This window comes from Mesorhizobium sp. ESP-6-2 (assembly GCF_020164675.1).
Classification (GTDB): domain Bacteria; phylum Pseudomonadota; class Alphaproteobacteria; order Rhizobiales; family Rhizobiaceae; genus Mesorhizobium.
Map to the genome: position 1 here is coordinate 65,246 of NZ_JAIUGT010000016.1, position 26,763 is coordinate 92,008.

Here is a 26,763-nt window from a genome sequence, read left to right on the forward strand (position 1 = left end):
GCCATGAATTTACATGAATTAATTGCCGGCCACGCAAAAACAGGAGCGGGGGGCAACCCCCCCCGCTCCTGTTTGGTATCAGCTTCAGCCGTTAGTGGCCGAAGAGATTCCGGTCACTGCCCTGAGGGGCGGACTTCTGTACGTCACCCGACGAATTGAGCAGCTTGTAGACGGGCGAACCGCTGTCGCGGATCGAAGCCGTGTGCGACTTGTCGACCGAGGTGACGGCAGGCTGGTTGGCACCATTGGAGCCGTAGTTGTCGCTGGCGGCCAAAGCGCTGCCGGAAACGGCCAGAACGGCGGCGGCGGCAAGGATGATCTTCTTCATTTCAAGTCTCCTGAATTCTCAAATTCCACGCAGTGGCGGGCTTACCCGCCAGCTGCTGAAGGATCGGCTGTTAGTTGTTGCCGAAGAGGTTACGGTCGGCACCCTGAGCAGGGGCCTGGGCAGCCGGTTCCGACTTCCTGGTCGAAGCGGTGTACGAGCTGTCGGTCGAGGTGGCCGCGGGCTGATTGGCGCCATTGGAGCCATAGTTGTCGCTGCCGGCGAAAGCGCTGCCCGAAACGGCCAGAACGGCGGCGGCAGCAAGGATGATCTTCTTCATTTCAAGTCTCCTGAATTCTCAAATTTCGCCAGGACGGCGGAAGGCCGCCGTCAACTGGAGATCGGCTGTTAGTTGTTGCCGAAGAGGTTACGGTCGGCACCCTGAACAGGGGCCTGGGCAGCCGGTTCCGACTTCCTGGTCGAAGCGGTGTACGAGCTGTCGGTCGAGGTGACGGCAGGCTGGTTGGCGCCATTGGAGCCATAGTTGTCGCTGCTGGCGAAAGCACTGCCCGAAACGGCCAGAACGGCGGCGGCAGCAAGGATGATCTTCTTCATTTCAAGTCTCCTGAATTCTCAAATTCCGCCAGGACGGCGGAAGGCCCGCCGTCAACTGGAGATCGGCTATTTAGTTGTTGCCGAAGAGGTTGCGATCGGCGCCCTGGACAGGCGTCTGGGCAGCCGGTTCCGACTTCTTGGTCGAAGCGGTGTACGAGCTGTCGACGGCGGTGGCCGCAGGGGCATTCGAACCATAGTGGTCGCTACCAGCGAAGGCGCTGCCGGAAACAGCCAGAAGGGCGGCGGCAGTGAGAATGATCTTTTTCATTTTTTGATACTCCAGTATTTTTCCGTCCGTCTAGCGGCGTGTCTTGGGAGGAAATCGCGTCGTTCGGACAGCCCCGATGTGGGAAAGCCATGGCGCCATTTCCAATCACGAAGTTTTTCCGTGTGGACCAAGTTTCCACCACTTGAAATTGTGCCAAGGCCTTCTACATTCGTTTTTTTCCCTTTATTATCAAGTACTTATTTTAACAGACCGTGCGATCACCAACTGTGTCGAAGGCCCAGTGTTCACACCGTCCTGCACGCATCGTCAACAGAAACGAACCGTTCGGTTCGATTTTAGTGGACGCTAATAGTCACTTTTCGAAACTGTTAACCTTTTTTGGTCCGCCACGAGTTGAATTCCGAGGCGGCGAGCCGAGCCTTTCTGCCCCTTCAACGACGGCCGCACCGTTTCCCATGCGTGTCGCGCGGCATGGATGCGATGTCGTTTTCATGCCGACGACAAGTCGGCGATCATGGTTAGATCCTGCCATCTCAGGTGCCGCCGCGTGACGACGAGGCGGAGAATTGGGAAGCCGGTCAGAATCCGGCGCTGCCCCCGCAACGGTGGTGGAGTTCAGGTCGCAACGGGAGACCACTGGGCAAAGGCCTGGGAAGGTGTCGCGACAGTCCGCAAGGACAGCTCCAGAGCCCGGAAACCAGCCTGAGATGTTGGACTCGACTGATCGCGGCGGGCGGTCAAGAGGCGGATGGTGCATGTCCGGCGCAAGCCGGCGCGCGGCTTGATCCTTCCTCTCTCCCCTCCGTTCAGTCCTTCAATGTGAGGACAGGACTTCAATGCGAGGACAGGACATGGATGCGCGCAACGACATGCTGAAACGGCTGCAAGGCCGCAGGGACGGCTTCTCACTCGAGCAGCCCTTCTATACCGACGCCGATTACTTCAAGCTCGACATGGAGCTGATCTGGTACCGCGACTGGCTGTTCATCGGCCATGATTGCGAACTGCCCAGGCCCGGCAGCTTCATCACCGTGCAGATCGGCGACTATCCTGTCGTGCTGGTGCGCGACCAGAAGGGCAACATCAACGCCTTCCACAATTCTTGCCGCCATCGCGGCAGCCGCGTCTGCAACACCGACAAGGGCACGGCGGCGAAGCTCGTCTGCCCCTACCATCAGTGGACCTATGAACTGGACGGCAGGCTGCTGTTCGCCAGGCAGATGGCCGAGGGCTTCGACAAGAGCCAGTTCGGCCTGAAGCCGGTCGCCTGCGAAAGCGTCGGCGGCTACATCTTCATTTGCCTCGCCGACGAGCCGGCGGATTTCGCGCCGATGCGGACGATGATCGAACCCTATTTGGCGCCGCACCGGCTGCGCGAAGCAAAGGTCGCCTTCGAGAGCACCATCGTCGAGAAGGGCAATTGGAAGCTGGTCTGGGAAAACAACCGCGAATGCTATCATTGCGCCGGCAACCATCCGGAGCTCTGCAAGACCTTTCCTGAGGCGCCGACCGTGACCGGCGTGCAAGGCGCCGACAGCGACCCGGAGATGCTGGCGCACTGGGCCAAATGCGAGGCCGCCGGCCTGCCGAGCGAGTTCCGCATCGACCCGGCCGGACAATACCGTGCCACCCGCGCGCCGCTGCTGCGCGATGCCGTCAGTTACACGATGACGGGAAAACGCGCGGTCAAGAAGAACCTGTCCGACAGCGTTGCCACCGACCGCATCGGCTCGTTGCTGCTCTATCACTATCCGACGACCTGGAACCACATCCTCGGCGACCACGCCGTCACCTTCCGCGTGCTGCCGATCAGCGCCACTGAGACCGCGGTGACGACCAAATGGCTGGTTCACAAGGACGCGGTCGAGGGCGTCGACTATGACCTCGCCGAACTCACCCATGTCTGGACCGAGACCAACGACCAGGACCGCCGCATCGTCGAGGAAAACGCCTTCGGCATCCTGTCGCCGGCCTATGAACCCGGTCCCTATTCCGAACTGCACGAAGGCGGCGTCCTCCAGTTCGTCGACTGGTACGCGCGTTTCATCGGTCCGCGGCTCGCCGAAGACGGCCGGCCGGCCCTGCGCAGCGTTGCTTGAGAGGTGAGGGATGAATGCGATGACGGATCTCGGCCTCTATCGCCATCTCGATCAGATGGCGCCCTGGAACGACAGGCTCCAGGTGCTGGAAGTGATCGGCGTGAGCGACGAGGCGCCTGATGTAAAGACCTTCACCTTCCGCTCCGACAACCAGACCTGGTTCCGCTACAAGCCGGGCCAGTTCGTGACGCTGGAACTGCCGACAGCGGATGGGTTGCTGATGCGCACCTACACGCTGTCGTCTTCGCCTTCGCGGCCGTTCTCGATCGCGGTGACGGTGAAGGCGCAGGCCGGCAGCACTGGCACGCGCTGGATGTTCGACCATTTGAGGCCTGGTTCGCACGTCAAGGCGTATGGGCCGGCCGGAGACTTTTCGCTGCACAGCCACCCGGCGGCCAAATATCTGTTCATTTCGGCCGGCTCCGGCGTGACGCCGATGATGTCGATGCTGCGCTGGCTGAATGACTGCGCGCCATGGACCGATGTCGGCTTCGTCAACTGCGCCCGCCGCCCCGAAGAGATCATCTTCCGCAGGGAGCTGGAATTGCTCGGCAGCCACATGCCCGGCCTGTCGCTCGGTTTCATGATCGAGGAGCGGTCGAGCCGGGAGGGCTGGTTCGGCCATATGGGCCGCATCGATGCCATCCGGCTGCCGATTTTGGCGCCCGATTTCCGAGAGCGCGAAATCTTCTGCTGCGGCCCCGACCCCTTCATGCGTGCCGTGCGCGGCATGCTCGAAGCCGCCGGCTTCGACATGGCGAGATACCATCAGGAGAGCTTTGCAGCGCCGCTGGTGGAGGAAATCCCGGCGCCGTTCGCCTCGCCGACTGGAGACGGCGCAGCCATTCCTGTCGAAGCCGCGACGCCGATCCGGTTCTCGATTTCGGATGTCGATGCCGCATGCGTCGCCGGCCAGACGGTGCTGCAGACGGCGCGCGCCTCGGGAGTCAGAATCCCCGCCGCATGCGAATTCGGCCTGTGCGGAACCTGCAAAGTCAAGAAGCTCTCAGGCGAGGTCGAGATGAGCCACAATGGCGGCATCCTCGATCATGAGATCGAGGACGGCTTCATTCTCGCCTGCTGCTCCAAGCCGCTCTCGGCGCTTGACATCGAGGCCTGAGAGCCGCTGGCCTGGCCGCTCTTTCTTGCAAGGAGGGGTCAAGTGTTTGATCCTTTCCTGCTGCAAGGCTGTGGGACGGCCGACAACCCCATCTGCGCGCCGCTGCACCCAAGGAGCGGCGGCAGCCGGAGATCTCAGACGCCGTAGCGCTCCGTCCGGATGATAGCCGCTGGAATGCCGGCATCGATCAGCGCCTGGGCGGCGGCGGACACGAACGCGTTGGAGCCGCAGACAAAGGCGAGGCCGGGCGGGCGGCGCAGCCGCGCCATGGATTGTATCATCATGGCGACGTCGATCCGCCGCGAATAATCCGTCGGCCGGCGCGCGGCTTCACGCGTCAGGGTCAGCACAAGGCCGAAGCCGTCGTCGCGATCGTCGAGGCCGATCAGCTCGTCGCGAAAGATGACTTCGTCCCACAGCCGCGCCGAAAAGACGAGGATGACCGGCATCGTCGACTTCTGCGCGGCACGATGGCGGACCATCGACATCAAGGGCACGACGCCGGAACCGCCGCCGACCAGCAGAAGCGGTCGCTCATCACCATCGGGCCAGATGAAATGTCCGCCGAGCGGGCCGCGCAATTCGATCTCGTCGCCGACCGCGGCGACCTCGTGGAAGAAGGGCGAGACCTCGCCGTCTTCGAGCCTTTCGATCGCCAGTTCGATCACCGGACCGACCTCCGGCGCGGAGGCGATGGAATAGGCGCGGCGCGCCTGATAGCCGTCAGGCGCGGTCAACCTGACATCGACATGCTGTCCGGCCCGGTAGGCAAACGGCCGCGACGGCTGGAAAAAGAAGCTGGTGACACGCGGCGTGCGCTTTTCCATGCGGACGATCCTGGCTGTCTGCCAGGGCGACAGTGTTTGCCCGGGTGATTGTGCCGACGGCACCTCGCTCATGGATCGTCCGTGTAGCGCTGTTCGCGCCAGGGGTCGCCATAGATGTGATAGCCGCGCAGCTCCCAGAAGCCGGGCTCGTCGCGTTCTGTGAACTGCAGGCCGTTCAGCCATTTGGCCGATTTCCAGAAATAGAGATGCGGGACGAGCAGCCGCGCCGGGCCGCCATGGTCGGGCGTGATCGGCTTGCCTTCGTAGAGCAGCGCCACCATCGCCTTGCCGGTTGTGAGATCCTTTGTCGGCACGTTGGTGGTGTAACCGTCGAAGGATAGCGCCAGCGTGAAGGCGGTCGGCGGCTCGATGCCGGCATCCGCAAGGATATCGTCGACCAGCACGCCCTGCCAGAGCGTGTCGAACTTGGTCCAGGCGGTCACGCAATGGATGTCGCGCGTCATCTTGGTCAGCGGCAACGCATTGAACTCGGCCCAATTCCATTTCTTGATCGGGCGCGGCCCGTGCTTCAGCGTGAACGACCAATCCTCGGTGCGCAGGCGCGGCGTCGGCCCCGCCGACAGCACCGGAAATCCTTGCTCGAGATATTGGCCGGGCGGGATGCGCGCGTCGCCATCCGTCGGTGGACGCCGACCTGAAAAGAAACCTCGCGTGACCATTGCGGCAATTCCCCTGCATCGGGCCCAGATGTCGGGCCATGTGTCGGCCTTGCGCAGTGTTCTCGAAGACGCGGTGGCGGGCAACCTGAATCTTGATGGGCGCGGCGACATAGATCTGGGCATCGCCTCGTTCCACCAGCAGCAGCACCGATTTGCGGCCTGACTTGCCGGCCTGCGCGATCGCCTGCGTGGCCTGCCTGGCGCTCTTCACCGGCATCTGGTTGACGGCGATAATGATGTCGCCGGGCTGGACGCCGGAAGCCGCCGCGGCCTTGTCGGGATTGACGGCGGCGACCACCGCGCCACGCTGGTTGTCGGGGAGGTTCATCTGCTGGCGAATATCGGGCGTGATGTCCATCAGGCCGAGCCCGATCGCCGGCAAGCGGGCCCCCTGCCCGTTTCCCGGCGCGCCGGAATCACCAGATACCGACGCGGTCTGCGCATCGTCGCCATTGCGGCCGACGTCGACGGAAAGCTGCATGGCTTTGCCATTACGCCAGACGTCGAGCGTTTCCTTCTTGCCGGGCGAGACATCGGCGACGGCACGCGACAGGTCCTTGGGGTCTTTTATCTCCTGGCCGGCGAAGCCGGTGATGAGGTCGCCGGTCTGGATGCCGGCCGCGGCCGCCGGCGAGCCCTCGGTGACCGAGGAGACCAATGCGCCGCCGGGGTGATCGAGACCTATGGCGCTGGCAACGTCCTGGGTCACCGGCTGGATCTGGACGCCAAGATAGCCGTATTCGATTTCGCCGCCCTTCATCAGCTTGGCGACCACCTTTTGCGCCTGGTCGGACGGAATGGCGAAGCCAACGCCGACGCTGCCGCCATTGGGCGAATAGATCGCGGTGTTGATGCCCACGACGTTGCCGCTCACATCGACCAGCGGACCGCCAGAGTTGCCGTGGTTGATCGGCGCATCGATCTGGATGAAATCGTCGAACGGCCCGCTGTGGAGATCGCGGCCGCGCGCCGAGACAATACCTGAGGTGACCGTGGTGCCGATGCCGAACGGATTGCCGAAGGCCAGCACTTGATCGCCCGGCATCAACTTATCGGAATCTCCCCATTTCACCGTCGGCAGGGGCTTGTCGGCCTTGATCTTGATCACCGCAAGGTCGTTCTTGGCGTCGCGGCCGACCAGCTTGGCGGGAAGCTCTGTACCGTCGTCAAGCGTCACCTTGATCGAGCTCGCACCGTCGATGACATGGTTGTTGGTGACGATGGTGCCGTCGGCGCCGACGATAAAGCCGGATCCGAGCGCTTCGGCGCGCTGCGACTGCTGCGGTGGCGCTTTCGGTCCGGGCATGCCCTGGTCGCCGAAGAACTGGCGGAAATAGTCGTCGAAAGGCGAGCCGCCGCCGTCCAGGGGCGAGGCATCGCTCATGACATCCGGTTGCCCCTTCATGACGGTCGTAACCGTCACCACGGCCGGCTTGTCGGCTGCCACGATAGGGGCAAAGGAGCCGTTCGGGGCCGTTACGCCGGCTACGGGAGTCTGTGTCGTACCGACGGCGTTGCGGACGTCGTTCGGGCTTTCGGCGAAGGAGGCTACGATGGGAGAAATGATCAGCGCAGCGCCCAGCAGGGCCGCGACGCGATGTCTATGAAGAATGCTTATGGGTGACATGGTCGTTCTGTCCGGGCGAGAGTTGAACTTGGGCCGCGGATGGTTCGGGGAAAAACACCCGTCGGCTGTCGACAGCCGGATTGCCTGTCTCGCCGCGCATGGCAGCCGGCCGGATCGACAAACCAGCATCTAGGGCGCGGATTGGCCCGATTTAGGGTTTTCGGGCGACCTTACGAAGATTTAATTTTAGAGCTGGCTTATGGACTAGCCGCTCGGCTGAGATAGGCCGAGGCGATCTCCCGCATGCGCTCGCCGTCGAAACTCGGGCCGTGACCGCCATGGCCGATGCGGATCGGCAGGTCGAGCAGGCGCCGCATGGTGAGGCAATAGGCCGACTTGTCCGAGTCTGGCAGGTCGTCGATCAGCCGGTCGTCATAGATGGCGTCGCCGCTGAAGAACAGGCCGTCTGCTTCGTCGAACAGCGCGATCGAATCCGGCGAATGCCCGGGTAGATGCAGCACGCGGAAGCGGCGGTCGCCGAGATCGACGACGTCGCCCTCGTCGAGGGTGCGCGTCAGCGGCGCTGGCGGAATCTTGTAATCCGCAGCCTTCCAGCCCGGCACCGGCAGTCGCGAGACGGCGCCGTCGAGGTCATGGAACATGTAGGCGTAAGTCGCCGCCTCATCCATGTTCTCGAACTGCGCGGCGCTCATCCTCGGTCCCGCCCGCAGCGCGAATTCATGCAGCGAGCCGACATGGTCGAGATGGATGTGGGTGGCGACGACGATGAGCGGTTTGCCGGCCCGGGTTTCGATCTCCGGCGCCAGCGGGCAGATGCCCATGCCGGTATCGACCAAAAGGTCGGCGTCCCGGCCGGTGAGATGCCAGATGTTGGCGCGCACATAGTCATGCACGAACGGCTCGGTCAGCATGGTCGTCTTGTCGTCGACGATGCTCCTGCTGAACCAGTTCTCCATCAGAAGCGGCCCGGCATCAAACGTGAGCCTGGCATCAAGTGTGAGCCTGGGATCAGGTGTGAGCCTGGGATCAAGTATGGTCCCGACATCAGACGAAGGGCTTTCCGACCTTGTATTTTTCCGGCACCAGCCGCTTCAGGTAAGCCATGCCGGCGTCGGACAAATGGTTGGCGTCCGGCTTCATGAAGTTCTCGGGCATGTGGCGGGTCTTGCCGGCGACGTTCTTCAGCCGCACCTTCTTCAGCACGGTTTTGGCGCCGTCATATTGCAGCGCCACGGAGCCGCCGCCCTGTTCGGCCACGGTGACCGCGAAAGCTCCCGCGTCGAACGCCTCCTGCGCGTCGACGGCGCTGATAGCGCCGACATAGCCGCGCGGCATGTAGCCCAGCGCATCGACGCGGGCGCGCTTGCCAGGCAGCCCTTCGGCGAGCGCCCGCTCGAGTGCCGCCGGCAGGTCGCTGCCCGATAGCTTGACGTTGCCATGCTGGTCGCGCTCCAGCTTCTCCGGCGGCACCAGGCTTTCAACCAGCGCTTTGCCGTCGGCGGTGCTGACCCCTTCCGAGACGGCGACGATGCAGCGCTTGTGGCGGTCGAGCGTGGCGCGCACGTCCTCGATGAAGGCTGTGGCCGAGAACGGCCGCTCCGGCACGTAGACGAGATGCGGACCACTGTCGGGATCGAGCTGCCAGGCCGCGGCCGCGGCCGTGAGGAAGCCGGCGTGCCGGCCCATGACGATGCCGACATAGATGCCGGGCAGAGCGCGAAAATCGAGATCGACGGACAGGAAAGCGCCGGCGACGAACTCGGCCGCCGAGATGAAACCCGGCGTGTGGTCGTTCTCCTCGAGATCATTGTCGATGGTCTTGGGCGCATGCACGAACGCGATCTTGCCGCCGGCGGCATCGGTCAGGATCTGCTGCGTGCCCGACGTGTCATTGCCGCCGATATAGATGAAGGCATCCGCGCCGGCCTTCCTCAGGCCGTCGAGGACGACCTCGCAATAGGCTGCATCCGGTTTGTCGCGCGTCGAGCCAAGGGCCGCGCTCGGCGTTCCGGCGATCAGCCGCAGGCGGTCTTCCGGGACGGCGGAGAGGTCGACATAATTGCCGTCGCGGATACCGCGCACGCCGTGGATGGAACCCAGGACCTTGGCGCCGGGATGCCGCTTGCGGATCTCCAGCGTCGCCCCGACCACGGTCTGGTTGATGACGGCCGTCGGGCCGCCGCCCTGCGCGATGACGAAAGTACCGGCCATTGGTGAAATTCTCCAGGGCGATTGAATTTCAGGTACCTTCGCCTGTCTTTGGCCATCGCGCAACGGCAGAAACGACCGGCCGCGCCAGCGGCCGCGAGGTGAGGCTTGAGCTAGACGACGACGACCGGGTTCTTCTTGGAAACGCGGCTGTAGAGGTCGATGATGTCCTGGTTGATCAGGCGCACACAGCCCGATGACATGGCCTGGCCGATGCTCCACCATTCGGGCGAGCCATGGATGCGATAGCCGGTGTCCTTGCCGTCCTGATAGATGTAGAGAGCGCGCGCGCCGAGCGGGTTGGTGAGGCCGCCGGGCTGGCCGCCCTGCCATTTTACCAATTCCGGCTTGCGGGCGATCATTTCCGGCGGCGGGGTCCAGGTGGGCCATTCCCTTCCGTACTGAATGTTGGCGCGGCCGGACCAGCGGAAGCCGTCCTTGCCGATGCCGACCCCGTAGCGGATGGCGTCGCCCCCCGGCTGAACGAGATAGAGCATGCGCTCATTGAGATGAACGACGATGGTGCCGGGCGCTTCGCCCGTCTGGTCGACGACGATCTGGCGACGGAATTCCGGCTTGATCTTGAGGTAGGGCACCTCGGGCACGTTGAAGCCGCCGTCGCTCAGGGACGCGTACATGAGGTCGGGACTGGTGATGTTCTTGTCGACGCTGATGCTCGGCCGGATCGGCCGCAGCGAACCGGTGACCGTGTCGTCAAGCTCGAGCGCCGGCAGGCCGCCGCCCGAAGTCGAGCAGCCGGCGGCGCCAAGCAAGGCCAACGCCCCTGCCCCGGATAAAACGGCGCGGCGGGAGAGAAGACTGTCGGTTTCGATTGCGTCGCCGTTTCGCGGCGGCGTCAGACCTTGCGGCAACTCACGCATGTACCCAAACCCTACGCTGTCGGCGGGAAGCACGGTCCGGCCGGATGACGGGCATTTTCATCATTCATGGTTGATAAAGCGTGAAGGCCTTGCGCTGTCTGTATTTGCGGGCTGACTGGGCGCCGTTGCGCCCTCTCTGTCGACTGCGAACCAGCGTCGCCTGCGCAAAATCACTTCGGTCGGATCATAATCCCGGCGCCAGTGCTTCCTACCTCTCCTGGTGACCGGCGAGGGGCTCCATGTGCAAGACCTTGAAAACCGACATCAAGCTTTTTGCCGCGGCCATTGTCGCCCCCGCGACAGTTCTCGGGGCCAATGTCAGCCTTGCCGATGTGGTGGCGAGCTGCCATGGCGGAATTGGAGCCGGCAATTCCAGGAAAATGCGAGGCGTTCTCCGTCCGGTATTGCCTGGAAACAATCCGCTTTACATTCTCTTGGACCGAAGGATTTATCCTCTTCTTTGAGCTCAAAGGAGACGAGCATGTCCTTCGAAAACTGGGCCGCCTTCGCTGCCGCGTCAACCATCCTCCTGGTCATTCCGGGACCGACCATCCTTCTGGTCGTGTCCTATGCGCTCGGCCAGGGCTGGCGCACCGCACTGCCGATGGCTGTCGGCGTGGCGCTGGGCGACTTCACGGCGATGACCTTGTCGATGCTGGGCATCGGCGCCCTGCTGGCGGCTTCGGCCACCGTCTTCACGATCCTGAAGCTGATCGGCGCCGCCTATCTGGTCTATCTCGGCGTAAAACTGTTCCGCGCCGGCGGCGCGCTCAAGGCCGAGCCGCGCACCGATGCCGTGTCCTCCGCCAGGATGACGGGGCATGCCTGGCTGGTCACCGCGCTCAACCCGAAGAGCATTACCTTCTTCGTCGCTTTCCTGCCGCAGTTTCTTGACCGGCACGCCGATTTCTGGACGCAGATGCTGATCTTCGAGACGACCTTCCTGGCGCTCGCCTTCGCCAACGCCTTCGGCTACGCGCTGATCGCGTCGCGAGCGCGCAACCTTGTGCGCAACCCCAGGGCCATCCGCGTCTTCAACCGCACCGGCGGCACGCTGCTGGTCGGCGCCGGCATCGCCACGGTGGCAATGCGTTCGGGGAGTTGAACAAAGGGGTTCGCTCAACGCACAGCGTCAGCGCTGCCCCTCACCTGCCTGCCGGCGGATGAGGGGCAGCGCCGACTTTGCGCACGAAAACAGCGCGTCTCACCACTTGATGCTGACGCCGAGATTGCCCTCGAGGATGCGCCGCTTGTCGCCGCCGAGATTGGTGGTGTAGTCGCCGGTGGCGAAGAGGCTGACCTTGTCCGTCACCTTGGCGATCACGCCGCCGCCGAATTCGAACGAGGTCGAGCGGCTTTCGGTCGAGATGTCGGTGGTGTCGAAGTTGACGTGATCCGTGCCACCGAAACCGTGCCAGAGATTGGCCTTGAGGTAAGGTTGCAGCGCGGTGCCGTTCAATGTCGTCTCGCCCTGCAGGCGCAGGCCGAGACGCCCGGTGACGTTGTCGTCGAGATCGAATGAAACCGACGCGAAGCGATCCTCGGCATCGTCGAGCGACAGATGCTGCCAAATCAGTTGCGCCTGCGGCTCGAGCGTCCAGCCTTGCGCCAGCGCGATCGGGTAGCCCCCTTCCAGCGAAGCGGTGACGCCGGTTCCCTTGACATCGATGCCGATGTCGCGGGTCGAGGTCGCATCGCCGCTGAAAAAAGTGGCCATGACGACGCCGTCCACGTACCAGCCCCCGGGACCGATACGGGTCCAGTAGCCGCCGACGCTGGTGCCGCCGAGATCGATGTCGCCGACGCCCAGATCGTTCTGCCCCAGCGCCTGGCCGCGCACATCGCCATTCATGCTGGCATAGGCGATGAACAGGCCGGCACGGTCGACGCCACCTGAAGCGGTTTCCCGGCCAAACACGTCGAAGCCGCCCTGGAACCCGAACAGGGTGCCGTCGAAAGACGGCGAAACCGTTCCCGACCAACCCATCTTCGCGTCCTGCCCGAAGATACGGCCCCAGACCGGAGAAAGTGCGGTGTTCGACAACAGGCTCTGTTCGCCACGCCGTTCATGAAAAGTGCCAAGCGTGGTCATCGCCAGATGCTCGGCCACCGGCGGCACCGCCGAATAGACCGGCACCTCGACGCGGTAGAGCAGGATTTCCTCCCCTGCCGCGGGCGTCGGAAGATCGGGCACCGCAGTCGGGACGGGCGGGGGCGGCGGCGGCGGATCAGCCGCCGGCGCCGCCGGCGGGGGTGGCGGAGGCTCGGGCTCCGGATCGCTGGCCTGCACCGGCGGCGTCGGATCGACCGGCGGATTGTTGATGTCGCCTTCGGACGGCACTGGCACTGGCGGCAATGCAGAGGGAGGCGGCGGAGGTTCGGTCTCCGGCGGCACCGGTTGGGGCGCAAGTGTCGGTGCCGACGGCGCCGCGGCCGGCGATGTCGGCGTTATCAACGACGAGCGCAGATACCAGTTCTCCGCGCTGCCTGCGGTGACGCCACCCTTGAACAGATAATATTCGAAGGCGCCTGCCGCGACCGGCGCATCGAGCGCGAAGGCGCTGGCGCTGGAGGTGGCGCCATTGACCGCCTGGACGACCATGATGCCGTCCTGCGTCGTCTCGGCACCCGCGCCGCCGACATTGACCACGCCGATGCCGGTCGAGCCGGAAGCCGTGCCGCCCGACAGCACCAGCCTGTCCGAGGCCGAGGAATCATCGCCGAGCTCTGTCTGGATGAGCAGCAGGCCGCCAAGCCCGGTGTAATTGCCCGAAATCGTCAGCCGATCCGTCGCGCCCGTACTGCCGTTGGTCAGGTCGATGCGGCCGGCATTGACGACGTCCGCAAGCTGGCCCGCCGTAAAGGCCTGTATCGACGCGTTGAAGCCGCCGCCATAGAGCGTGCTTGCCGCATCGACGTTGAGCGAGCCGGTGCCGGTGCCGCTGTCTCCCAGTACGAGATTGCCGTCCAGCGTGAGTTCGGTGTCATTGGTGGCGTCGATGCTCTCCCAGTTCTGCACCCGGCTAATGCCTTTGAGCTTGACGTTGTCGAAACTCAGCGTGTCGGTGCCGAGGCCGCCATTCAGCGCATCGGCGCCGCCCAGATTGGAATTGGTCAGGTTGCTCAGCTTTGCCGTGTCGTTGTCGGCGCCGAGGTCGACAGCGCCATAGATGACGCCGCCGCCGTCCCAGACGAAACTGTCGGCTCCGAAGCTCATCAGCACGTCGCCGCCGACCGTGCCGCCGGTAATCGTCACGCTGTCATTGCCGCCGCTGACGCTGATGTTGCCGCCGATCGTGCCGCCCGAAAGGATGATCGTGTCCTTGTCGAAGCCGGTGACGAGGTTGCGGTCGATGGTGCCGCCAGACATGTTGAAATAGTTCTGGTCGAGCTTCATGTTCACGCGGCCGATGCGGCCGCCGGTCATCACTGCATGGTCGCCATCGTCGAAGAAATCGACGATGCGTCCGTCCGTCATGGTGAAGGTGTCGAGGCCATCACCCTGGTTGAGTGAACCGATCTGGCCGCCGCTCATGTTGAAGTCGTCGATGCCCGAGCCTTGCTGCACATTGCCGACGACGGTGCCAGCGCCGATGGTGAAGAAATCGGCGCCACCGCCCTGGTCGACCGTGCCGGTGATGGTACCGGACTGCATGTCGATGCGGTCCGAACCGACGCCGAAGGTGACATTACCGCTCACCTGGCCGGTGCCGCCGGCGGGAAAGGTCAGCCTGTTGTCGCCGTTCAGATCGTTGAGACTCCCGCCCGAATCGCCGCTGTCGCAGATGAAGGTGTCGTTTCCGGCGGTCGGAACGAGCAGGCATGCGGCGAAGGCCGCGGAATTGGGCAGCAACGCCAGCGACGCCGCGGCAAGAACGCCAAGCATCCGAGGATGAAACATCAACGGAACATGCCGTTCCAGAACAACTAATTTAGCGATGGCTTCCGAACCGCCATTCGGAAGCCTGTTTTCGAAGCGCCGCACCGCGTCCCTCCAAGATTCGCGCTTGCAAGCCCCCACCCTGCGCCGCAATGAAGACACAATTCGTTCCGTTTTACAAAGCCTAATCTGCGCGTCATGGTTGATGAACTGGAAAACGGGCCGGACAGATCTGTGCTTTGATTGAGCCAGAATTGGCGCTTGGCGTGCGCCCCGCCAACGCTCCAAAGCGTGTTGGCGGCGGCGCGTGCGCTGGCGCGGCCGGACAGTCCGTTGTCGGCATTGTTTTCGCGATGCGCGGCCGATTTGTCAGAGAATTGACCCGCGACGGATCTTGGCTTAAAAACTGGCTCGGCCAGATTTTTTCGAGATCCGAAAAAAATAATGGCAGGGGAGGAAACCATGTATCTCGGCCTCGACCTGGGCACGTCGGGCGTCAAGGCGCTGCTGATCGATGCCGAACAGACCGTCATCGGTTCCGGCCATGGCGCGCTCGACGTTTCGCGGCCGCATCCCGGCTGGTCCGAACAGGATCCAGCCCACTGGCTACGCGCCTGCGAAGACGCGATCGCCGAACTGAAGGCCTCCCATCCCCGGCAGTTCGCGGCGGTGAAAGGCATTGGCCTGTCCGGTCAGATGCATGGCGCCACCTTGCTTGACGCCTCTGACAAGGTGCTGCGCCCCTGCATTCTGTGGAACGATACGCGCAGCCATGCCGAGGCAGCCGCGCTCGACGCAGATCCGCGGTTTCGCGAACTGACCGGCAACATCGTCTTTCCCGGTTTCACCGCGCCGAAGCTCGCCTGGGTGAAGAACAACGAAGCCGCCGTCTTCGCCAAGGTGGCGAAAGTCTTGCTGCCGAAGGACTTCCTGCGGCTGTGGCTGACCGGCGAGCATATTTCGGAAATGTCGGACTCGGCTGGCACTTCCTGGCTCGACGTTGGGAAGCGGCGCTGGTCCGCCGACCTGCTCGCAGCCACGTCGATCGACGAAAAGCACATGCCATCCCTGGTCGAGGGTACGCAGAAGGCCGGTGGGCTGCGCGGCGAGCTGGCATCGAAATGGGGCGTCGAAGCCGGCATCCCGATTGCCGGCGGCGCCGGCGACAATGCGGCTTCCGCCTGCGGCATGGGCACGGTGCGTGCCGGCCATGCCTTCGTGTCGCTGGGCACGTCGGGCGTGCTGTTTGCCGCCAATGCCTCCTATCTTCCCAACCCGGCAAGCGCGGTCCACACTTTCTGCCACGCGTTGCCCGACACCTGGCATCAGATGGGCGTCATCCTGTCGGCCACCGATTCGCTCAATTGGCTGTCCGAGATTACCGGCAAGGGCGCAGGCGAACTGACATCGGAACTGGGCGATACGCTGAAGGCGCCGACCGGCGTGTCCTTCCTGCCCTATCTCTCGGGCGAGCGTACGCCGCACAATGATTCCGTCATCCGGGGCTCCTTCACCGGACTGGCGCATGAATCGAGCCGCGCCGTGCTGACCCAGGCCGTGCTGGAAGGCGTGGCGTTTGCCTTCCGCGACAGCCTCGAGGCGTTGAAGACAGCAGGCACGAGCTTGATGCGTGTGACGGCGATCGGCGGCGGCTCGCGCTCGCGCTACTGGCTGAAGGCCATCGCCACCGCGCTTCAGCTGCCTGTCGACATTCCCGCCGACGGCGATTTCGGCGCCGCCTTCGGTGCCGCCCGGCTCGGCCTGATCGCAGCGACGGACGCTGATCCGCTTGATGTCTGCACGGCGCCGAGGACCGATGCAACGATCGAACCGGATGCTGGCTTGGATGGTGCATTCGCCGATGCCTACCAGCGCTACCGCGGGCTTTATCCGGCGATCAGGGCGGCAACGGCGTGAGCAGGCGCCAGGCGCCCCCCTCTGCCCTGTCGGGCATCTCCCCCTCAAGGGGGGAGATCGGCGGGTTTGGGGATGCCTCATTTCTTTCTACGTTGGTCGTTGGCGAAGGTCTGCGCGACAGCCAATCTCCCCCCTTGAGGGGGAGATGGCCGGCAGGCCGGAGGGGGGCGCCTGGCGCCTATCCTAACAGCAAGCCTCACTGCGTCGGCACCTTGTCGAGGAAGCCGGTGATGCTCTTCAGGCGGCCGTTTTCGATGATGCCGATATCGGTGCCTTCGATGACGGACGGCGTGCCCTCCGGGCCGAGGTTCCAGGAAAAGCGGATTTTGTCGGCAAACCCGTCCGGTGTGCCTTTCAGCGAGAAGCGGAAGCCGGCAAAGCGCTGCTGCACGCCCTCGATCAGCGCCGCGACGCCTTCATGACCGTCGCCCTGCATAATGGGATCGCGATAGCTGACGTCTTCGGTGAAAGTCGCCTTGAGCAGCGCCTGACGGCGCGCGGCGTCGCTCTCGTTCCAGGCGATGATGTAGCTTTCGGCGATCTTGTTGAGATCGGTCATGATCTGTCTCCTTCGTTGGCTTTGACATGACCCTTTTCACCCAACGGACGAACGGAACCAATTACGCCTGAGGTAATCAGGCGGAGCCATTTCGGAGAGGAAGGAAATCCATGAGCAGCGGCTTTTTCGGCGACATCCAGAAGATCAAATATGAGGGGCCGGATTCGACCAATCCGCTGGCTTACCGGTTCTACAACCCGGACGAGCTGGTGGCCGGCAAACGGCTGGGAGACCATCTGCGCTTCGCCGTGGCCTACTGGCATTCCTTCGCCTGGCCGGGTGGTGATCCGTTCGGCGGCCAGACCTTCGATCGGCCGTGGTTCCCCAAGGCCGGCAGCGTCGATACGATGGAACTGGCAAAACTGAAAGCAGATGTAGCCTTCGAGATGTTCTCGCTGCTCGGCGCGCCCTATTTCTGCTTCCACGACGCCGACGTGCGGCCCGAGGGCAAGGATTTTTCGGAAAGTTCCGCCCGCCTCGACGAGATCGCGGATTATTTCGCCACCAAGATGAAGCAGACGGGCGTCAAGCTCTTGTGGGGCACGGCGAACCTGTTCTCGCACCGCCGTTTCATGGCGGGTGCCGCGACAAACCCGGATCCGGATGTGTTTGCCTATGCGGCGGCGACGGTGAAGAGCTGCATCGACGTCACCAAGCGGCTGAAGGGCGAGAATTACGTGCTTTGGGGCGGACGCGAGGGCTATGAGACACTGCTCAACACCGACCTTGCCCGCGAGCAGGAGCAGGCCGGCCGTTTCCTCAACCTCGTCGTCGACTACAAGCACAAAATCGGCTTCAAAGGCACGATCCTGATCGAGCCGAAGCCGCAGGAACCGACAAAACACCAGTACGACTACGATGTCGCGACCGTCTATGGCTTCCTCAAGCGCTTCGGCCTGGAGAAGGAGGTCAAGCTCAACATCGAGCAGGGCCACGCCATCCTCGCCGGCCACTCCTTCGAACACGAGCTGGCGCTGGCCAACGCGCTCGGCATCTTCGGCTCGATCGACATGAACCGCAACGATTACCAGTCGGGCTGGGATACCGACCAGTTCCCCAACAACGTGCCGGAGATGGCACTGGCTTATTACCAGGTTCTGCAGGCGGGCGGCTTCAAGACCGGCGGCACCAATTTCGATGCCAAGCTGCGCCGCCAGTCGCTCGACCCGCAGGATCTGCTGATCGGCCATATCGGCGGCATGGATTCATGCGCGCGCGGCCTGAAGGCGGCAGCGAAGATGATAGAGGACAAGGCGCTCTCGGCTCCGCTCGCCGAGCGCTACGCGGGCTGGAACAGCGCCGAGGCCAAAGCAATGCTAGCCGGCAAGCGTACGCTGGAGGACATCGCCGAGCGCGTAGTGAAGAAGAAGATCGAACCGCAGCCGCGCTCCGGCCGCCAGGAACTGCTGGAAAACATCGTCAACCGTTACGTGTAAGTGATGAAAGGCGGGCGGCGGGTCGTTCAGCCACCGTTCCGCTTACCCACGCCGCTTCGCGGGAAGAAGTTCCCGGCGTAGCGCTTATCTGCCTGCCGCCATCTTCGCCATTGAACGGGAAAGGTGCCGGCGGGCGGACGAGGGTGGCGCCGAGACCGGGTGAAAGGGCTTTGCGCCAGTGCGGAACCGACGACAAGGTTTTGCCCACTGACGCCCCCCCAATCGCCTCTCTCTTGCCTTCAAACTGCCGTCACGAATCTCCTATAAGAAGGGCTCGTGGCGGGAGAGGAAGAAGGAGGCGAACCGATATGCAGAACGAACGTGAAATCGACGCCCTGCTCTCAAATGGCGAGGCCGGGTCGATCATCGACCGGCTGATGGCAATGCCGCATCCGAAGGATGGTGCGCGCCGCTCCAACGAATGGGACCGCGCCGTTGCCAGCCGTTTCGAGACCCATCTGGCAAGACAGATGCGCTCGCAGATCGATAGTGGCGGCGACCGGCAGAACGCTGCCTGATCAACCGCTTCCCACCCTCGGGTCAAGCCCGTGGGCATGCTTTGCGCGACATGTACATCAACCCCGGCGTAGCCTGACCGGGGCTTCACCGAAAGCTCTTGAAAACGCCCTCGAAAATGCCGCGGCGGATGAAAATCCGGTCCGCCCGGCAATGTCGGCCATCGCCACCCTGGTGTCGATCACCAGCCGCCGCGCAGCGCCCAGGCGCAGCCTGAGATAGTAGGCGCCGGGCGTCTCGCCGATTGACTTGCGGAAGATGCTCTCCAGCGTCCGCGCCGTAACCCCGGCGCGCTTTGCCACGGCGGCGACCGTCAACGGCTGGTCGACATGCGCTTCCATCAGCCGGATGGCTTGCGCCAGGCGCGGATCATAACCGTCGAGCCGGCCAAGCGAGACCAGGGGCTGCGCGTCGGTGGCCGCACGGGCCTGATCGTAGATGAAGACGCTGGCCACATCGAGCGCCACCGCCATGCCGAGGCGCGTGCGAACGAGATGCAGCATCAGGTCGAAGGTCGGCGACGCGCCGCCCGAGGTGAACACCGGCCCGTCGATGACATAGCGGTCCGGCCGCACATCGACGCCGGGGAAGGCCGAGGAAAAATCCTCCATGTCCTCCCAATGGGTGGTGGCGCTGCGTCCTTCCAGCAGGCCGGCGCGCGCGACCAGCCAGGTGCCGGCCTCGACGCCGCCGCAGGCGCGCGCCGAACGGGCGGCGCGGCGCAGGCCCGAGAGCAAAGCCGACGTCGCATAATTCTGCGTGCCGAAACCGGCGACGACGACAAGAACGTCGGTCGGCTCGGCCGCATCGAAGCGGCCGCTGACCGCCACTGGCAGGCCGCAAGTGGTGACCGGCGCCTCGCCGGTCACGGAAACCAGCTTGAAATCGAACAATGTCTCGCCGGAGATGCGGTTGGCGGCGCGCAGCGGGTCGACCGCCGAGGCCACGCACATGATGGACGAGCCGGAAAACACCAGCATCGTCACCTTGAGCGGCGACCGCTCGGCGCGAAAGATCGTCAGTTTTTCGTTTTTAGTCATGGAAGCTTCGTAAAACGCAAAGCAGTTTTCGGCAAGCCGGGCGATGCTTGGCGCCTGTTTCGACTGGGAGGAGAGTTCCATGCCGCTTGCGATGAACCGTGAGGTTTTCATTACCTGTGCCGTGACCGGGTCCGGCGGCACGCAGGACCGCAGCCCGCATGTGCCGCGCTCGCCCAAAGAGATCGCCGATTCGGCCATCGACGCGGCCAAGGCGGGTGCGGCGATCGTGCATTGCCATGTCCGCGACCCCGAAACCGGCAAGCCCCGGCGCGACGTTCATCTCTACCGCGAAGTGACCGAGCGCATCCGCGAGGCAAATGTCGACGTGGTGCTGAACCTCACCGCCGGCATGGGTGGCGACATGGTGTTCGGCTCGCCCGAGGCGCCGCTGCCGCTGAATGAAAAGGGCACCGACATGGGCGGCGCCACCAACCGCATGGAGCATGTGCGCCAGTGCCTGCCGGAGATCTGCACGCTCGACTGCGGCACCATGAACTTCGCCGAGGCCGACTATGTCATGACCAACACGCCCGGCATGCTGCGCGCCATGGGCGGCATGATGACCGCGCTCGGCGTCAAGCCGGAGATCGAGGCCTTCGACACAGGCCATCTGTGGTTCGCCAAGCAGTTGGTCGAGGAAAAGGTGCTGAAGCCGGATGCGCTTGTGCAGCTCTGCATGGGCGTGCCGTGGGGGGCGCCAGACGACCTCAACACCTTTATGGCCATGGCCAACAACGTGCCGTCGAGCTGGAGCTGGTCGGCCTTTTCCATCGGCCGCAACCAGATGGCCTATGCCGCCGCCGCGGTGCTGGCCGGCGGCAATGTCCGCGTCGGGCTCGAAGACAATCTCTGGCTTGACAAGGGCGTGCTGGCCACCAATGCGCAACTGGTCGAACGCGCGGCCAGCATCGTCACCAATCTCGGCGCCAGGATCCTCGGCCCGGAAGAGGTGCGCAAGAAGCTGAACCTGACCAAGCGGGCGCCGCTGGCGGCATAGATTATTCGCAGGGAGGGTCGATATGGCTACCGTAAAATTCACGGCGATGAAGGATGGCGACAGGGAAGACTACGAATTCCTGACCGCGCACGAGATCGACTATGCCGCCAGGACCGGCGAGCGGCTGCTCGACGCGCTGGTGCAGCTCGACGAGGGCCTGTCGGGCTATAAGATCACCCGGCTCGGCCATTCGCTGCAGGCGGCGACGCGGGCCTGGCGTGATGGCGCCGACACCGACTGGATCGCCTGCGCCTTGCTGCATGACATCGGCGATATCTACGCGCCCTACAATCACGACGAATACGCCGCTTCGATTCTGAAACCCTTCGTGCGCGAGCAATGCACCTGGGTGGTGGAAAAGCACGGCGATTTCCAGCGCCTGTATTACGCCCATCATCTCGGCGGCAACCGCCACGCGCGCGACCGCTTCGCCGGCCATGCCTATTTCGACGATTGCGACCAGTTTTGCGAGCGCTGGGACCAGTCGAGCTTCGATCCGGACTACGAGACGCTGCCGATCGAGTTCTTCCGACCTTTCGTGCTCGAAGTCTTCGCCCGCAAGGCCTACGACCCATCGGTGATCCGTGCGGGCGAGCGCGTGCCTCTGTCGGATCCACAAACAGCCAGCAAAAGAACCGGAGCCTGACAATGAGCATCATCAACAAGGCGGCCGCTATCGGCGGCGGTGTCATCGGTGCCGGCTGGGTGGCGCGGCTGCTCCTCAACGGCATCGACGTGTCGATCTTCGATCCCGATCCCGAAGCCTCGCGCAAGGTCTCGGAAGTGATGAAGGGCGCGCGCCGCGCCTACAAGCAGATGGTTCCCGGAGGCCTGCCAAAAGAAGGCAGGCTGACCTTTGCCAAGACCATTGCCGAAGCGGTGGCCGACGCCGATTTCATCCAGGAAAGCGTGCCGGAACGGCTCGACCTCAAGCACAAGGTGCTGGCCGAGATCGACACTCACGCGCCGGCCAACGCCATCGTCGGCTCGTCCACATCAGGCATCAAGCCGACCGACATGCAGATTGCGATGAAGAAGCATCCGGAGCGGCTGGTCGTCGGCCACCCATTCAACCCGGTCTATCTCCTGCCGCTTGTCGAGATCGTCGGCGGCGACCAGACCTTTCCCGAGGCGATCGAGGTCGCCAGGGAAATCTATGCCTCGATCGGCATGAAACCTGTCGTCATCCGCAAGGAGATCGAAGCCTTCGTCGGCGACCGACTGCTGGAAGCCGCCTGGCGCGAGGCGCTGTGGCTGATCAAGGACGGCATCTGCACCGTCGAGGAACTGGACGACATCATGCGCTATGGCTTTGGCCTGCGCTGGGCGCAGATGGGCATGTTCCAGGTCTATCGCGTCGCCGGCGGCGAAGCCGGCATGCGCCACTTCATGGCTCAGTTCGGCCCCTGCCTGAAATGGCCGTGGACCAAGCTGATGGACGTACCGGAGTTCAACGACGAGCTGGTCGACCTGATCGCCACGCAGTCGGACGACCAGGCGCATGGCCTGTCGATCCGCGAACTGGAAAAGATCCGCGACGACAATCTGGTCGCAATCATGGATGCGCTCTCGAAGCAGAACAAGGGCAAGGGCTGGGGCGCCGGCGCCCTGCACAAGGCCTATACGAGGCAGTTGGCCAAGCTGGCGGCGAAAAAGCCGGCTGCGTCCAAGGCGGCCGAGAAGGCGAAGGCATCGAAGCCGGTGAAGAAAGCCGAAAAGCCGAAGAAAAAGAAGAAAGGCTGAGACCATGGATTTCGGTCTGTCGGAGGAACAGAAGCTCATTGTCGAGACGACGCGCGCCTTCGTCGAGAATGAGCTTTATCCGCATGAGCGCGAAGTCGAGCGTACCGGCGTGCTGCGCCGCGAATTGATCGAGGAACTGAAGGCCAAGGCGATCGAAGCGGGGCTCTATGCAGCCAACATGCCGGCCGATGTCGGCGGCGCGGGGCTCGATACGGTGACCTGGCTGCTCTACGAGAAGGAACTCGGCCGCGCCAATTACGCGCTGCACTGGACCTGCGTCGCGCGCCCCTCCAACATCCTTTTGGCCGGCACGCCGGAGCAGCGCGAAAAATACCTGTTTCCCTGCATCCGCGGCGAGAAATGGGATTGCCTGGCGATGACCGAACCGGGCGCCGGTTCGGACCTGCGCGGAATGAAGGCGACGGCCGTTCAGGATGGCGGCGACTGGGTGCTGAACGGCACCAAGCACTTCATCAGCCACGCCGACCTCGCCGACTTCGCCATCGTCTTCATGGCTTCGGGCGAAGAGGATTCGCCGCGTGGCAAACGCAAGAAGATTACCGCCTTCTTCGTCGACAAGGGCACCAAGGGGTTCACGGTGCGCGACGGCTACCGCAACGTCTCGCATCGCGGCTACACCAACGCCATCCTCGAATTCGACGATTGCCGCCTTCCGGCAAGCCAGGTGTTGGGCGAAGCCCACAAGGGTTTCGACGTCGCCAATTCCTGGCTCGGCGCCACCCGCCTGCAGGTCGGCGCCACATGCCTCGGCCGTGCCGAGCGGGCGCTTGGCCACGCGGTCGAATATGCCGCGCAGCGGCAGCAGTTCGGCCAGCAAATCGGCAAGTTCCAGGGCGTGTCGTTCAAGCTCGCCGACATGGCGACCGAACTGAAGGCCGCCGACCTGATGGTGTTCGAAGCCGGCTGGAAGTACGATCAGGGTACCGTCACCGACCAGGACATGGCCATGGCCAAGCTGAAGGCCACCGAAATGCTCGCCTTCGTCGCCGACGAAGCCATCCAGATCCATGGCGGCATGGGGTTGATGGACGACCTGCCGCTGGAGCGCATCTGGCGCGATGCCCGCGTCGAGCGCATCTGGGAAGGCACGTCGGAAATCCAGCGCCACATCATTTCGCGAGCGCTGCTGCGCCCGTTCGGGGCCTGATCCATGCACAAGCTTGAACGTCTTCTGCGCCCTAAATCGATCGCCGTGTTCGGTGGCGCGCAGGCCGCCGCGGTCGTGGCACAGTCGATCAAGATGGGCTTTGCCGGCGAGATCTGGCCGGTGCACCCGAGCAAGGACGAGGTCGCCGGCCGCAGGGCGTATCGTTCGGTCGCCGACCTGCCCGGCGCACCGGACGCCGCCTTTGTCGGCGTCAACCGACACCTGACCATCGAAGTGATCAAGGCCCTGGCCGAACGCGGCGCCGGCGGGGCCGTCTGCTTTGCCGCCGGCTTCCTCGAAACCGAAGCCTATGACGCGGATGGCGAGCGGCTGCAGGCCGAACTGGTCGCCGCCGCCGGCCAGATGCCGATCATCGGGCCGAATTGCTATGGGCTGATCAGTTATGCCGACGGCGCGCTTTTGTGGCCCGACCAGCATGGCGGCATCCGATTGGAGGAGGGCGGCAAGGGCGTTGCCATCATCACCCAGTCCTCCAACATCGCCATCAACATGACGATGCAGAAGCGCGGCCTGCCGATCGCCTTCCTGATGACCGCCGGCAACCAGGCGCAGACCGGCCTCTCAGAAATGGCGCTCGGCCTGATCGAGGATGAGCGGGTGACTTCGCTTGGCCTGCATATCGAGGCTTTCGATTCGGTAGCCGGCTTCGAAAGGCTGGCGGCGCGGGCGCGCGAGCTAAAGAAGCCGATCATCGCCATGAAGGTCGGTCGTTCCGAACAGGCCAGGCAAGCGACCGTCTCGCACACCGCGTCGCTCGCCGGCTCGGACGCAGCGTCCGGGGCCTTTCTGAAACGCCTGGGCATCGCGCGCGTCGATTCCATCCCCGCCTTCATCGAGGCGCTGAAGCTGCTGCATATCACCGGTCCGTTGCCCGGCTACAGCCTGTCATCGATGAGCTGTTCGGGCGGCGAAGCCTCTGTCATGGCCGACAGCGCCGAAGGCCGCTGGGTCAACTTCCCGGTTCTGACCGACAGCCACCGTGCCCATGTCAAATCGACGCTCGGGCCGCTGGTCGCGGTCGCCAATCCATTGGACTACCACACTTTCATCTGGAACAACGAGCCGGCGATGACGGCCACCTTCACCGCCATGGTGTCGGGCGGCTTCGACCTCAACATGCTGGTGCTCGACTTTCCGCGCCCGGACCGCTGCTCGGTGACCGACTGGTGGGCGACGCTGCGCGCCTTCGAATCGGCGCTCAAGACCAACGAGGCGCATGGTGCGATCGTCTCCTCGCTGCCGGAGAACCTGCCCGAGGAATACACCGCCGAGCTGATGGCGCGAGGCATGGTGCCGCTGTTCGGCATTTCCGAGGCGATGGACGCCGCCCAGGCGGCCGCCTTCATCGGCTGGGCCTGGCGCGAGCCGCAGGCACAGCCGGTCGACACCTCCGCCTCCGGTGCTGCCGGCGGCGAGCATGTGACGCCCGACGAGGCGCAAGCCAAGGCGCGGCTGATCAAGGCCGGGCTGCCGGTGCCCAAGGGCGAGCGCGCCGGCAATGCCGTCGAGGCGGTGATCTCGTCCATGGCGCTCGGCTTCCCGGTCGCCCTGAAGGCGCTGGGTGTCACCCACAAATCCGAGGTCGGCGCCGTGAGGCTCAATCTTAGGGACGCCGAATCCGTCAGCACGGCGGCGCACGATCTTTTGCCGCTCGGCACAGGCCTTTATGTCGAGCGCATGGTGCGCGACGGCGTTGCCGAGCTGATCGTCGGCTTCACCCGTGACCCAATGTTCGGCGCCGTGATGACGCTCGGAACCGGCGGCGTGCTGGTCGAATTGCTGCGCGACAGCGTCACCCTGATGCTGCCGGCGACACGCGACGACATCGAGGCAGCACTTCGCGGCCTCAAACTGTTCCCGCTGCTCGAAGGCTACCGCGGTCGGCCCAGGGCCGACGTCCAGGCTGCCATCGACGCCATCGCGGGCATTGCTGCCTTCGTGCAGACGAATGCCGGCGAGATCGAGGAACTCGACATCAATCCGCTGATCGTCTGCGCGGAAGGCAAGGGCGCCTGGATCGCCGACGCGCTTCTGGTGCTGGGAGAGAACAAGAATGCCTGACGTCATTTCGACCCGCCGTGAAGGCTCGATCCTCGAGGTCACGCTCGATCGGCCCAAGGCCAACGCCATCGACCTGAAGACCTCTCGGCTGATGGGCGAGACCTTCAAGGCGTTTCGCGACGACCCCGGCTTGCGCGTCGCCATCGTCAAGACCGCCGGCGACAAGTTCTTCTGCGCCGGCTGGGACCTGAAGGCCGCAGCCGGCGGCGACGCCGTCGATGGCGACTATGGCGTCGGCGGCTTTGCCGGACTGCAGGAACTGCGCGACTTGAACAAGCCTGTCATCGCCTGCGTAAACGGCATGGCGGTAGGGGGCGGCTTCGAGCTGGCGCTGTCCTGCGATCTCATCTACGCCTCCGATCACTCCTCCTTCGCATTGCCCGAAATCCGCGCCGGCACGCTTGCCGACGCCGCGACCATCAAGCTGCCGAAGCGCATCCCCTATCATGTCGCCATGGACCTTTTGCTCACTGGCCGCTGGATGGATGTGGCGGAAGCCCATCGCTGGGGCCTGGTCAACGAGGTGCTGCCGAAGGAGAAGCTGGAGGACCGCGTCTGGGAGATCGCCCGCCTGCTCGCCAGCGGCCCGCCGCTTGTCTTCGCCGCGATCAAGGAAACCGCGCGTGTAGCCGAAGCGCTGACTTTCCAGGACGCGATGAACAAAGTGACGCGCCGGCAGTTAGCGACGGTGGACGCGCTTTATGGTTCTGAGGACAACATGGAAGGTTTTCGGGCCTTCGCCGAAAAGCGCGACCCGGTTTGGAAGGGGAAGTGACTCTGCGGAGATGACAGCGCCAAGCAGCCCCATCTGCCCTGCCGGGCATCTCCCCCAAGAGGGGCCTGTTGCGCAATTCTGGCATTGTGATTCACTTCGATTATTGCTCGGAGGGATTTGCGATGGCGGTGAAGCGGA

Annotated in this window: 26 protein-coding genes, 1 pseudogene and 1 riboswitch; of the genes and pseudogenes, 14 read left to right on the forward strand and 13 right to left on the reverse strand. The window is 64.0% G+C overall.

Annotated features, from left to right (window positions below; all coding sequences use genetic code 11):
* Positions 1–91 precede the first annotated feature (91 nt).
* The 4 genes from LB532_RS29745 to LB532_RS29760 form a co-directional block, all read right to left on the reverse strand.
* Positions 92–328 (reverse strand): DUF680 domain-containing protein, encoded by a 237-nt coding sequence (locus LB532_RS29745; RefSeq protein WP_140550374.1) that lies wholly within the window; start codon positions 326–328, stop codon positions 92–94.
* Positions 329–398: 70 nt separating this feature from the next.
* Positions 399–605: a DUF680 domain-containing protein gene (locus LB532_RS29750; RefSeq protein WP_140643977.1), complete on the reverse strand. Its 207-nt coding sequence runs from the start codon at positions 603–605 to the stop codon at positions 399–401.
* 68 nt (positions 606–673) lie between these two features.
* Positions 674–880: a DUF680 domain-containing protein gene (locus tag LB532_RS29755; protein WP_140643975.1), complete on the reverse strand. Its 207-nt coding sequence runs from the start codon at positions 878–880 to the stop codon at positions 674–676.
* Between the two features lie 70 nt (positions 881–950).
* Positions 951–1,148: a DUF680 domain-containing protein gene (locus LB532_RS29760; RefSeq protein WP_140643974.1), complete on the reverse strand. Its 198-nt coding sequence runs from the start codon at positions 1,146–1,148 to the stop codon at positions 951–953.
* Positions 1,149–1,627: 479 nt separating this feature from the next.
* A riboswitch (cobalamin riboswitch) is annotated at positions 1,628–1,830 on the forward strand.
* Positions 1,831–1,960: 130 nt separating this feature from the next.
* Between LB532_RS29760 and LB532_RS29765 the strand changes: the two genes are divergently transcribed.
* Positions 1,961–3,208: an aromatic ring-hydroxylating oxygenase subunit alpha gene (locus LB532_RS29765; RefSeq protein WP_140643973.1), complete on the forward strand. Its 1,248-nt coding sequence runs from the start codon at positions 1,961–1,963 to the stop codon at positions 3,206–3,208.
* 19 nt (positions 3,209–3,227) lie between these two features.
* Positions 3,228–4,328, forward strand: a complete 1,101-nt coding sequence (locus tag LB532_RS29770; protein WP_140643971.1) for a hybrid-cluster NAD(P)-dependent oxidoreductase — start codon at positions 3,228–3,230, stop codon at positions 4,326–4,328.
* Positions 4,329–4,462: 134 nt separating this feature from the next.
* On the opposite strand, the gene LB532_RS29775 is transcribed toward LB532_RS29770, so the two are convergent.
* Positions 4,463–5,227, reverse strand: a complete 765-nt coding sequence (locus LB532_RS29775; RefSeq protein ID WP_140643969.1) for a ferredoxin reductase — start codon at positions 5,225–5,227, stop codon at positions 4,463–4,465.
* Positions 5,224–5,835, reverse strand: a complete 612-nt coding sequence (locus tag LB532_RS29780) for a molybdopterin-dependent oxidoreductase (RefSeq protein WP_140643968.1) — start codon at positions 5,833–5,835, stop codon at positions 5,224–5,226. The genes LB532_RS29775 and LB532_RS29780 overlap by 4 nt, the downstream gene beginning before the upstream one ends.
* Here LB532_RS29780 and LB532_RS29785 point away from each other — a divergent pair.
* On the forward strand, positions 5,828–5,998 hold the full coding sequence (locus tag LB532_RS29785; protein WP_224557558.1) for a hypothetical protein: 171 nt from the start codon (positions 5,828–5,830) through the stop codon (positions 5,996–5,998). The genes LB532_RS29780 and LB532_RS29785 overlap by 8 nt on opposite strands.
* Here LB532_RS29785 and LB532_RS29790 read toward each other — a convergent pair.
* From LB532_RS29790 to LB532_RS29805, 4 genes and pseudogenes are all read right to left on the reverse strand, one after another.
* Positions 5,933–7,462, reverse strand: a pseudogene (locus LB532_RS29790) (DegQ family serine endoprotease); the annotation flags it as partial. The gene LB532_RS29785 and the pseudogene LB532_RS29790 overlap by 66 nt on opposite strands.
* A 197-nt stretch (positions 7,463–7,659) precedes the next feature.
* The gene (locus LB532_RS29795) at positions 7,660–8,379 is read right to left on the reverse strand and encodes an MBL fold metallo-hydrolase (protein WP_140643964.1); all 720 of its coding nucleotides are present in this window, start codon (positions 8,377–8,379) and stop codon (positions 7,660–7,662) included.
* Between the two features lie 88 nt (positions 8,380–8,467).
* On the reverse strand, positions 8,468–9,634 hold the full coding sequence (locus LB532_RS29800) for a diphosphate--fructose-6-phosphate 1-phosphotransferase (protein WP_140643962.1): 1,167 nt from the start codon (positions 9,632–9,634) through the stop codon (positions 8,468–8,470).
* Between the two features lie 110 nt (positions 9,635–9,744).
* Positions 9,745–10,512 (reverse strand): L,D-transpeptidase, encoded by a 768-nt coding sequence (locus tag LB532_RS29805; RefSeq protein ID WP_140643960.1) that lies wholly within the window; start codon positions 10,510–10,512, stop codon positions 9,745–9,747.
* Between the two features lie 239 nt (positions 10,513–10,751).
* Between LB532_RS29805 and LB532_RS29810 the strand changes: the two genes are divergently transcribed.
* Positions 10,752–10,976 (forward strand): hypothetical protein, encoded by a 225-nt coding sequence (locus LB532_RS29810; RefSeq protein ID WP_181169602.1) that lies wholly within the window; start codon positions 10,752–10,754, stop codon positions 10,974–10,976.
* A 17-nt stretch (positions 10,977–10,993) separates the two neighbouring features.
* Positions 10,994–11,617 carry a LysE family translocator gene (locus LB532_RS29815; protein ID WP_140643958.1) on the forward strand — a complete coding sequence of 208 codons (624 nt, stop codon included), beginning with the start codon at positions 10,994–10,996 and terminating at the stop codon, positions 11,615–11,617.
* Positions 11,618–11,716: 99 nt separating this feature from the next.
* Here LB532_RS29815 and LB532_RS29820 read toward each other — a convergent pair whose 3' ends face one another.
* Positions 11,717–14,413, reverse strand: a complete 2,697-nt coding sequence (locus LB532_RS29820) for an autotransporter outer membrane beta-barrel domain-containing protein (protein WP_140643956.1) — start codon at positions 14,411–14,413, stop codon at positions 11,717–11,719.
* Positions 14,414–14,854: 441 nt separating this feature from the next.
* Between LB532_RS29820 and xylB the strand changes: the two genes are divergently transcribed.
* Positions 14,855–16,309, forward strand: coding sequence for a xylulokinase (xylB, locus tag LB532_RS29825; protein WP_140644052.1), 1,455 nt, complete (start codon positions 14,855–14,857; stop codon positions 16,307–16,309).
* A 196-nt stretch (positions 16,310–16,505) separates the two neighbouring features.
* Here the strand turns inward: xylB and LB532_RS29830 are convergent, their stop codons facing one another.
* Complete coding sequence (locus LB532_RS29830; protein WP_140643954.1) at positions 16,506–16,868, reverse strand: nuclear transport factor 2 family protein; 363 nt, start codon at positions 16,866–16,868, stop codon at positions 16,506–16,508.
* Positions 16,869–16,978: 110 nt separating this feature from the next.
* Here LB532_RS29830 and xylA point away from each other — a divergent pair, with 110 nt between their 5' ends.
* Positions 16,979–18,304, forward strand: a complete 1,326-nt coding sequence (gene xylA, locus LB532_RS29835) for a xylose isomerase (RefSeq protein WP_140643952.1) — start codon at positions 16,979–16,981, stop codon at positions 18,302–18,304.
* A gap of 308 nt (positions 18,305–18,612) precedes the next feature.
* Entirely contained in the window at positions 18,613–18,822 is a 210-nt protein-coding gene (locus tag LB532_RS29840; RefSeq protein WP_140491096.1) for a hypothetical protein, read from the forward strand.
* Positions 18,823–18,879: 57 nt separating this feature from the next.
* On the opposite strand, the gene LB532_RS29845 is transcribed toward LB532_RS29840, so the two are convergent.
* Complete coding sequence (locus LB532_RS29845; RefSeq protein ID WP_140643950.1) at positions 18,880–19,860, reverse strand: GlxA family transcriptional regulator; 981 nt, start codon at positions 19,858–19,860, stop codon at positions 18,880–18,882.
* A 79-nt stretch (positions 19,861–19,939) separates the two neighbouring features.
* On the opposite strand from LB532_RS29845, the gene LB532_RS29850 reads away from it, so the two are divergent.
* The 6 genes from LB532_RS29850 to LB532_RS29875 are packed head-to-tail and all read left to right on the forward strand — an operon-like array spanning position 19,940 to position 26,625.
* Positions 19,940–20,857 (forward strand): 3-keto-5-aminohexanoate cleavage protein, encoded by a 918-nt coding sequence (locus tag LB532_RS29850; RefSeq protein WP_140643948.1) that lies wholly within the window; start codon positions 19,940–19,942, stop codon positions 20,855–20,857.
* A 22-nt stretch (positions 20,858–20,879) separates the two neighbouring features.
* A complete protein-coding gene (locus tag LB532_RS29855) occupies positions 20,880–21,503 on the forward strand; it encodes an HD domain-containing protein (RefSeq protein WP_140643947.1) in 624 nt (207 codons plus the stop codon).
* Positions 21,504–21,505: 2 nt separating this feature from the next.
* On the forward strand, positions 21,506–22,600 hold the full coding sequence (locus tag LB532_RS29860; RefSeq protein WP_140643945.1) for a carnitine 3-dehydrogenase: 1,095 nt from the start codon (positions 21,506–21,508) through the stop codon (positions 22,598–22,600).
* 4 nt (positions 22,601–22,604) lie between these two features.
* Complete coding sequence (locus LB532_RS29865) at positions 22,605–23,768, forward strand: acyl-CoA dehydrogenase family protein (RefSeq protein WP_140643943.1); 1,164 nt, start codon at positions 22,605–22,607, stop codon at positions 23,766–23,768.
* A gap of 3 nt (positions 23,769–23,771) precedes the next feature.
* The gene (locus LB532_RS29870; protein WP_140643941.1) at positions 23,772–25,850 is read left to right on the forward strand and encodes an acetate--CoA ligase family protein; all 2,079 of its coding nucleotides are present in this window, start codon (positions 23,772–23,774) and stop codon (positions 25,848–25,850) included.
* Positions 25,843–26,625 carry a carnitinyl-CoA dehydratase gene (locus tag LB532_RS29875; RefSeq protein ID WP_140643939.1) on the forward strand — a complete coding sequence of 261 codons (783 nt, stop codon included), beginning with the start codon at positions 25,843–25,845 and terminating at the stop codon, positions 26,623–26,625. The genes LB532_RS29870 and LB532_RS29875 overlap by 8 nt, the downstream gene beginning before the upstream one ends.
* Positions 26,626–26,763 lie beyond the last annotated feature (138 nt).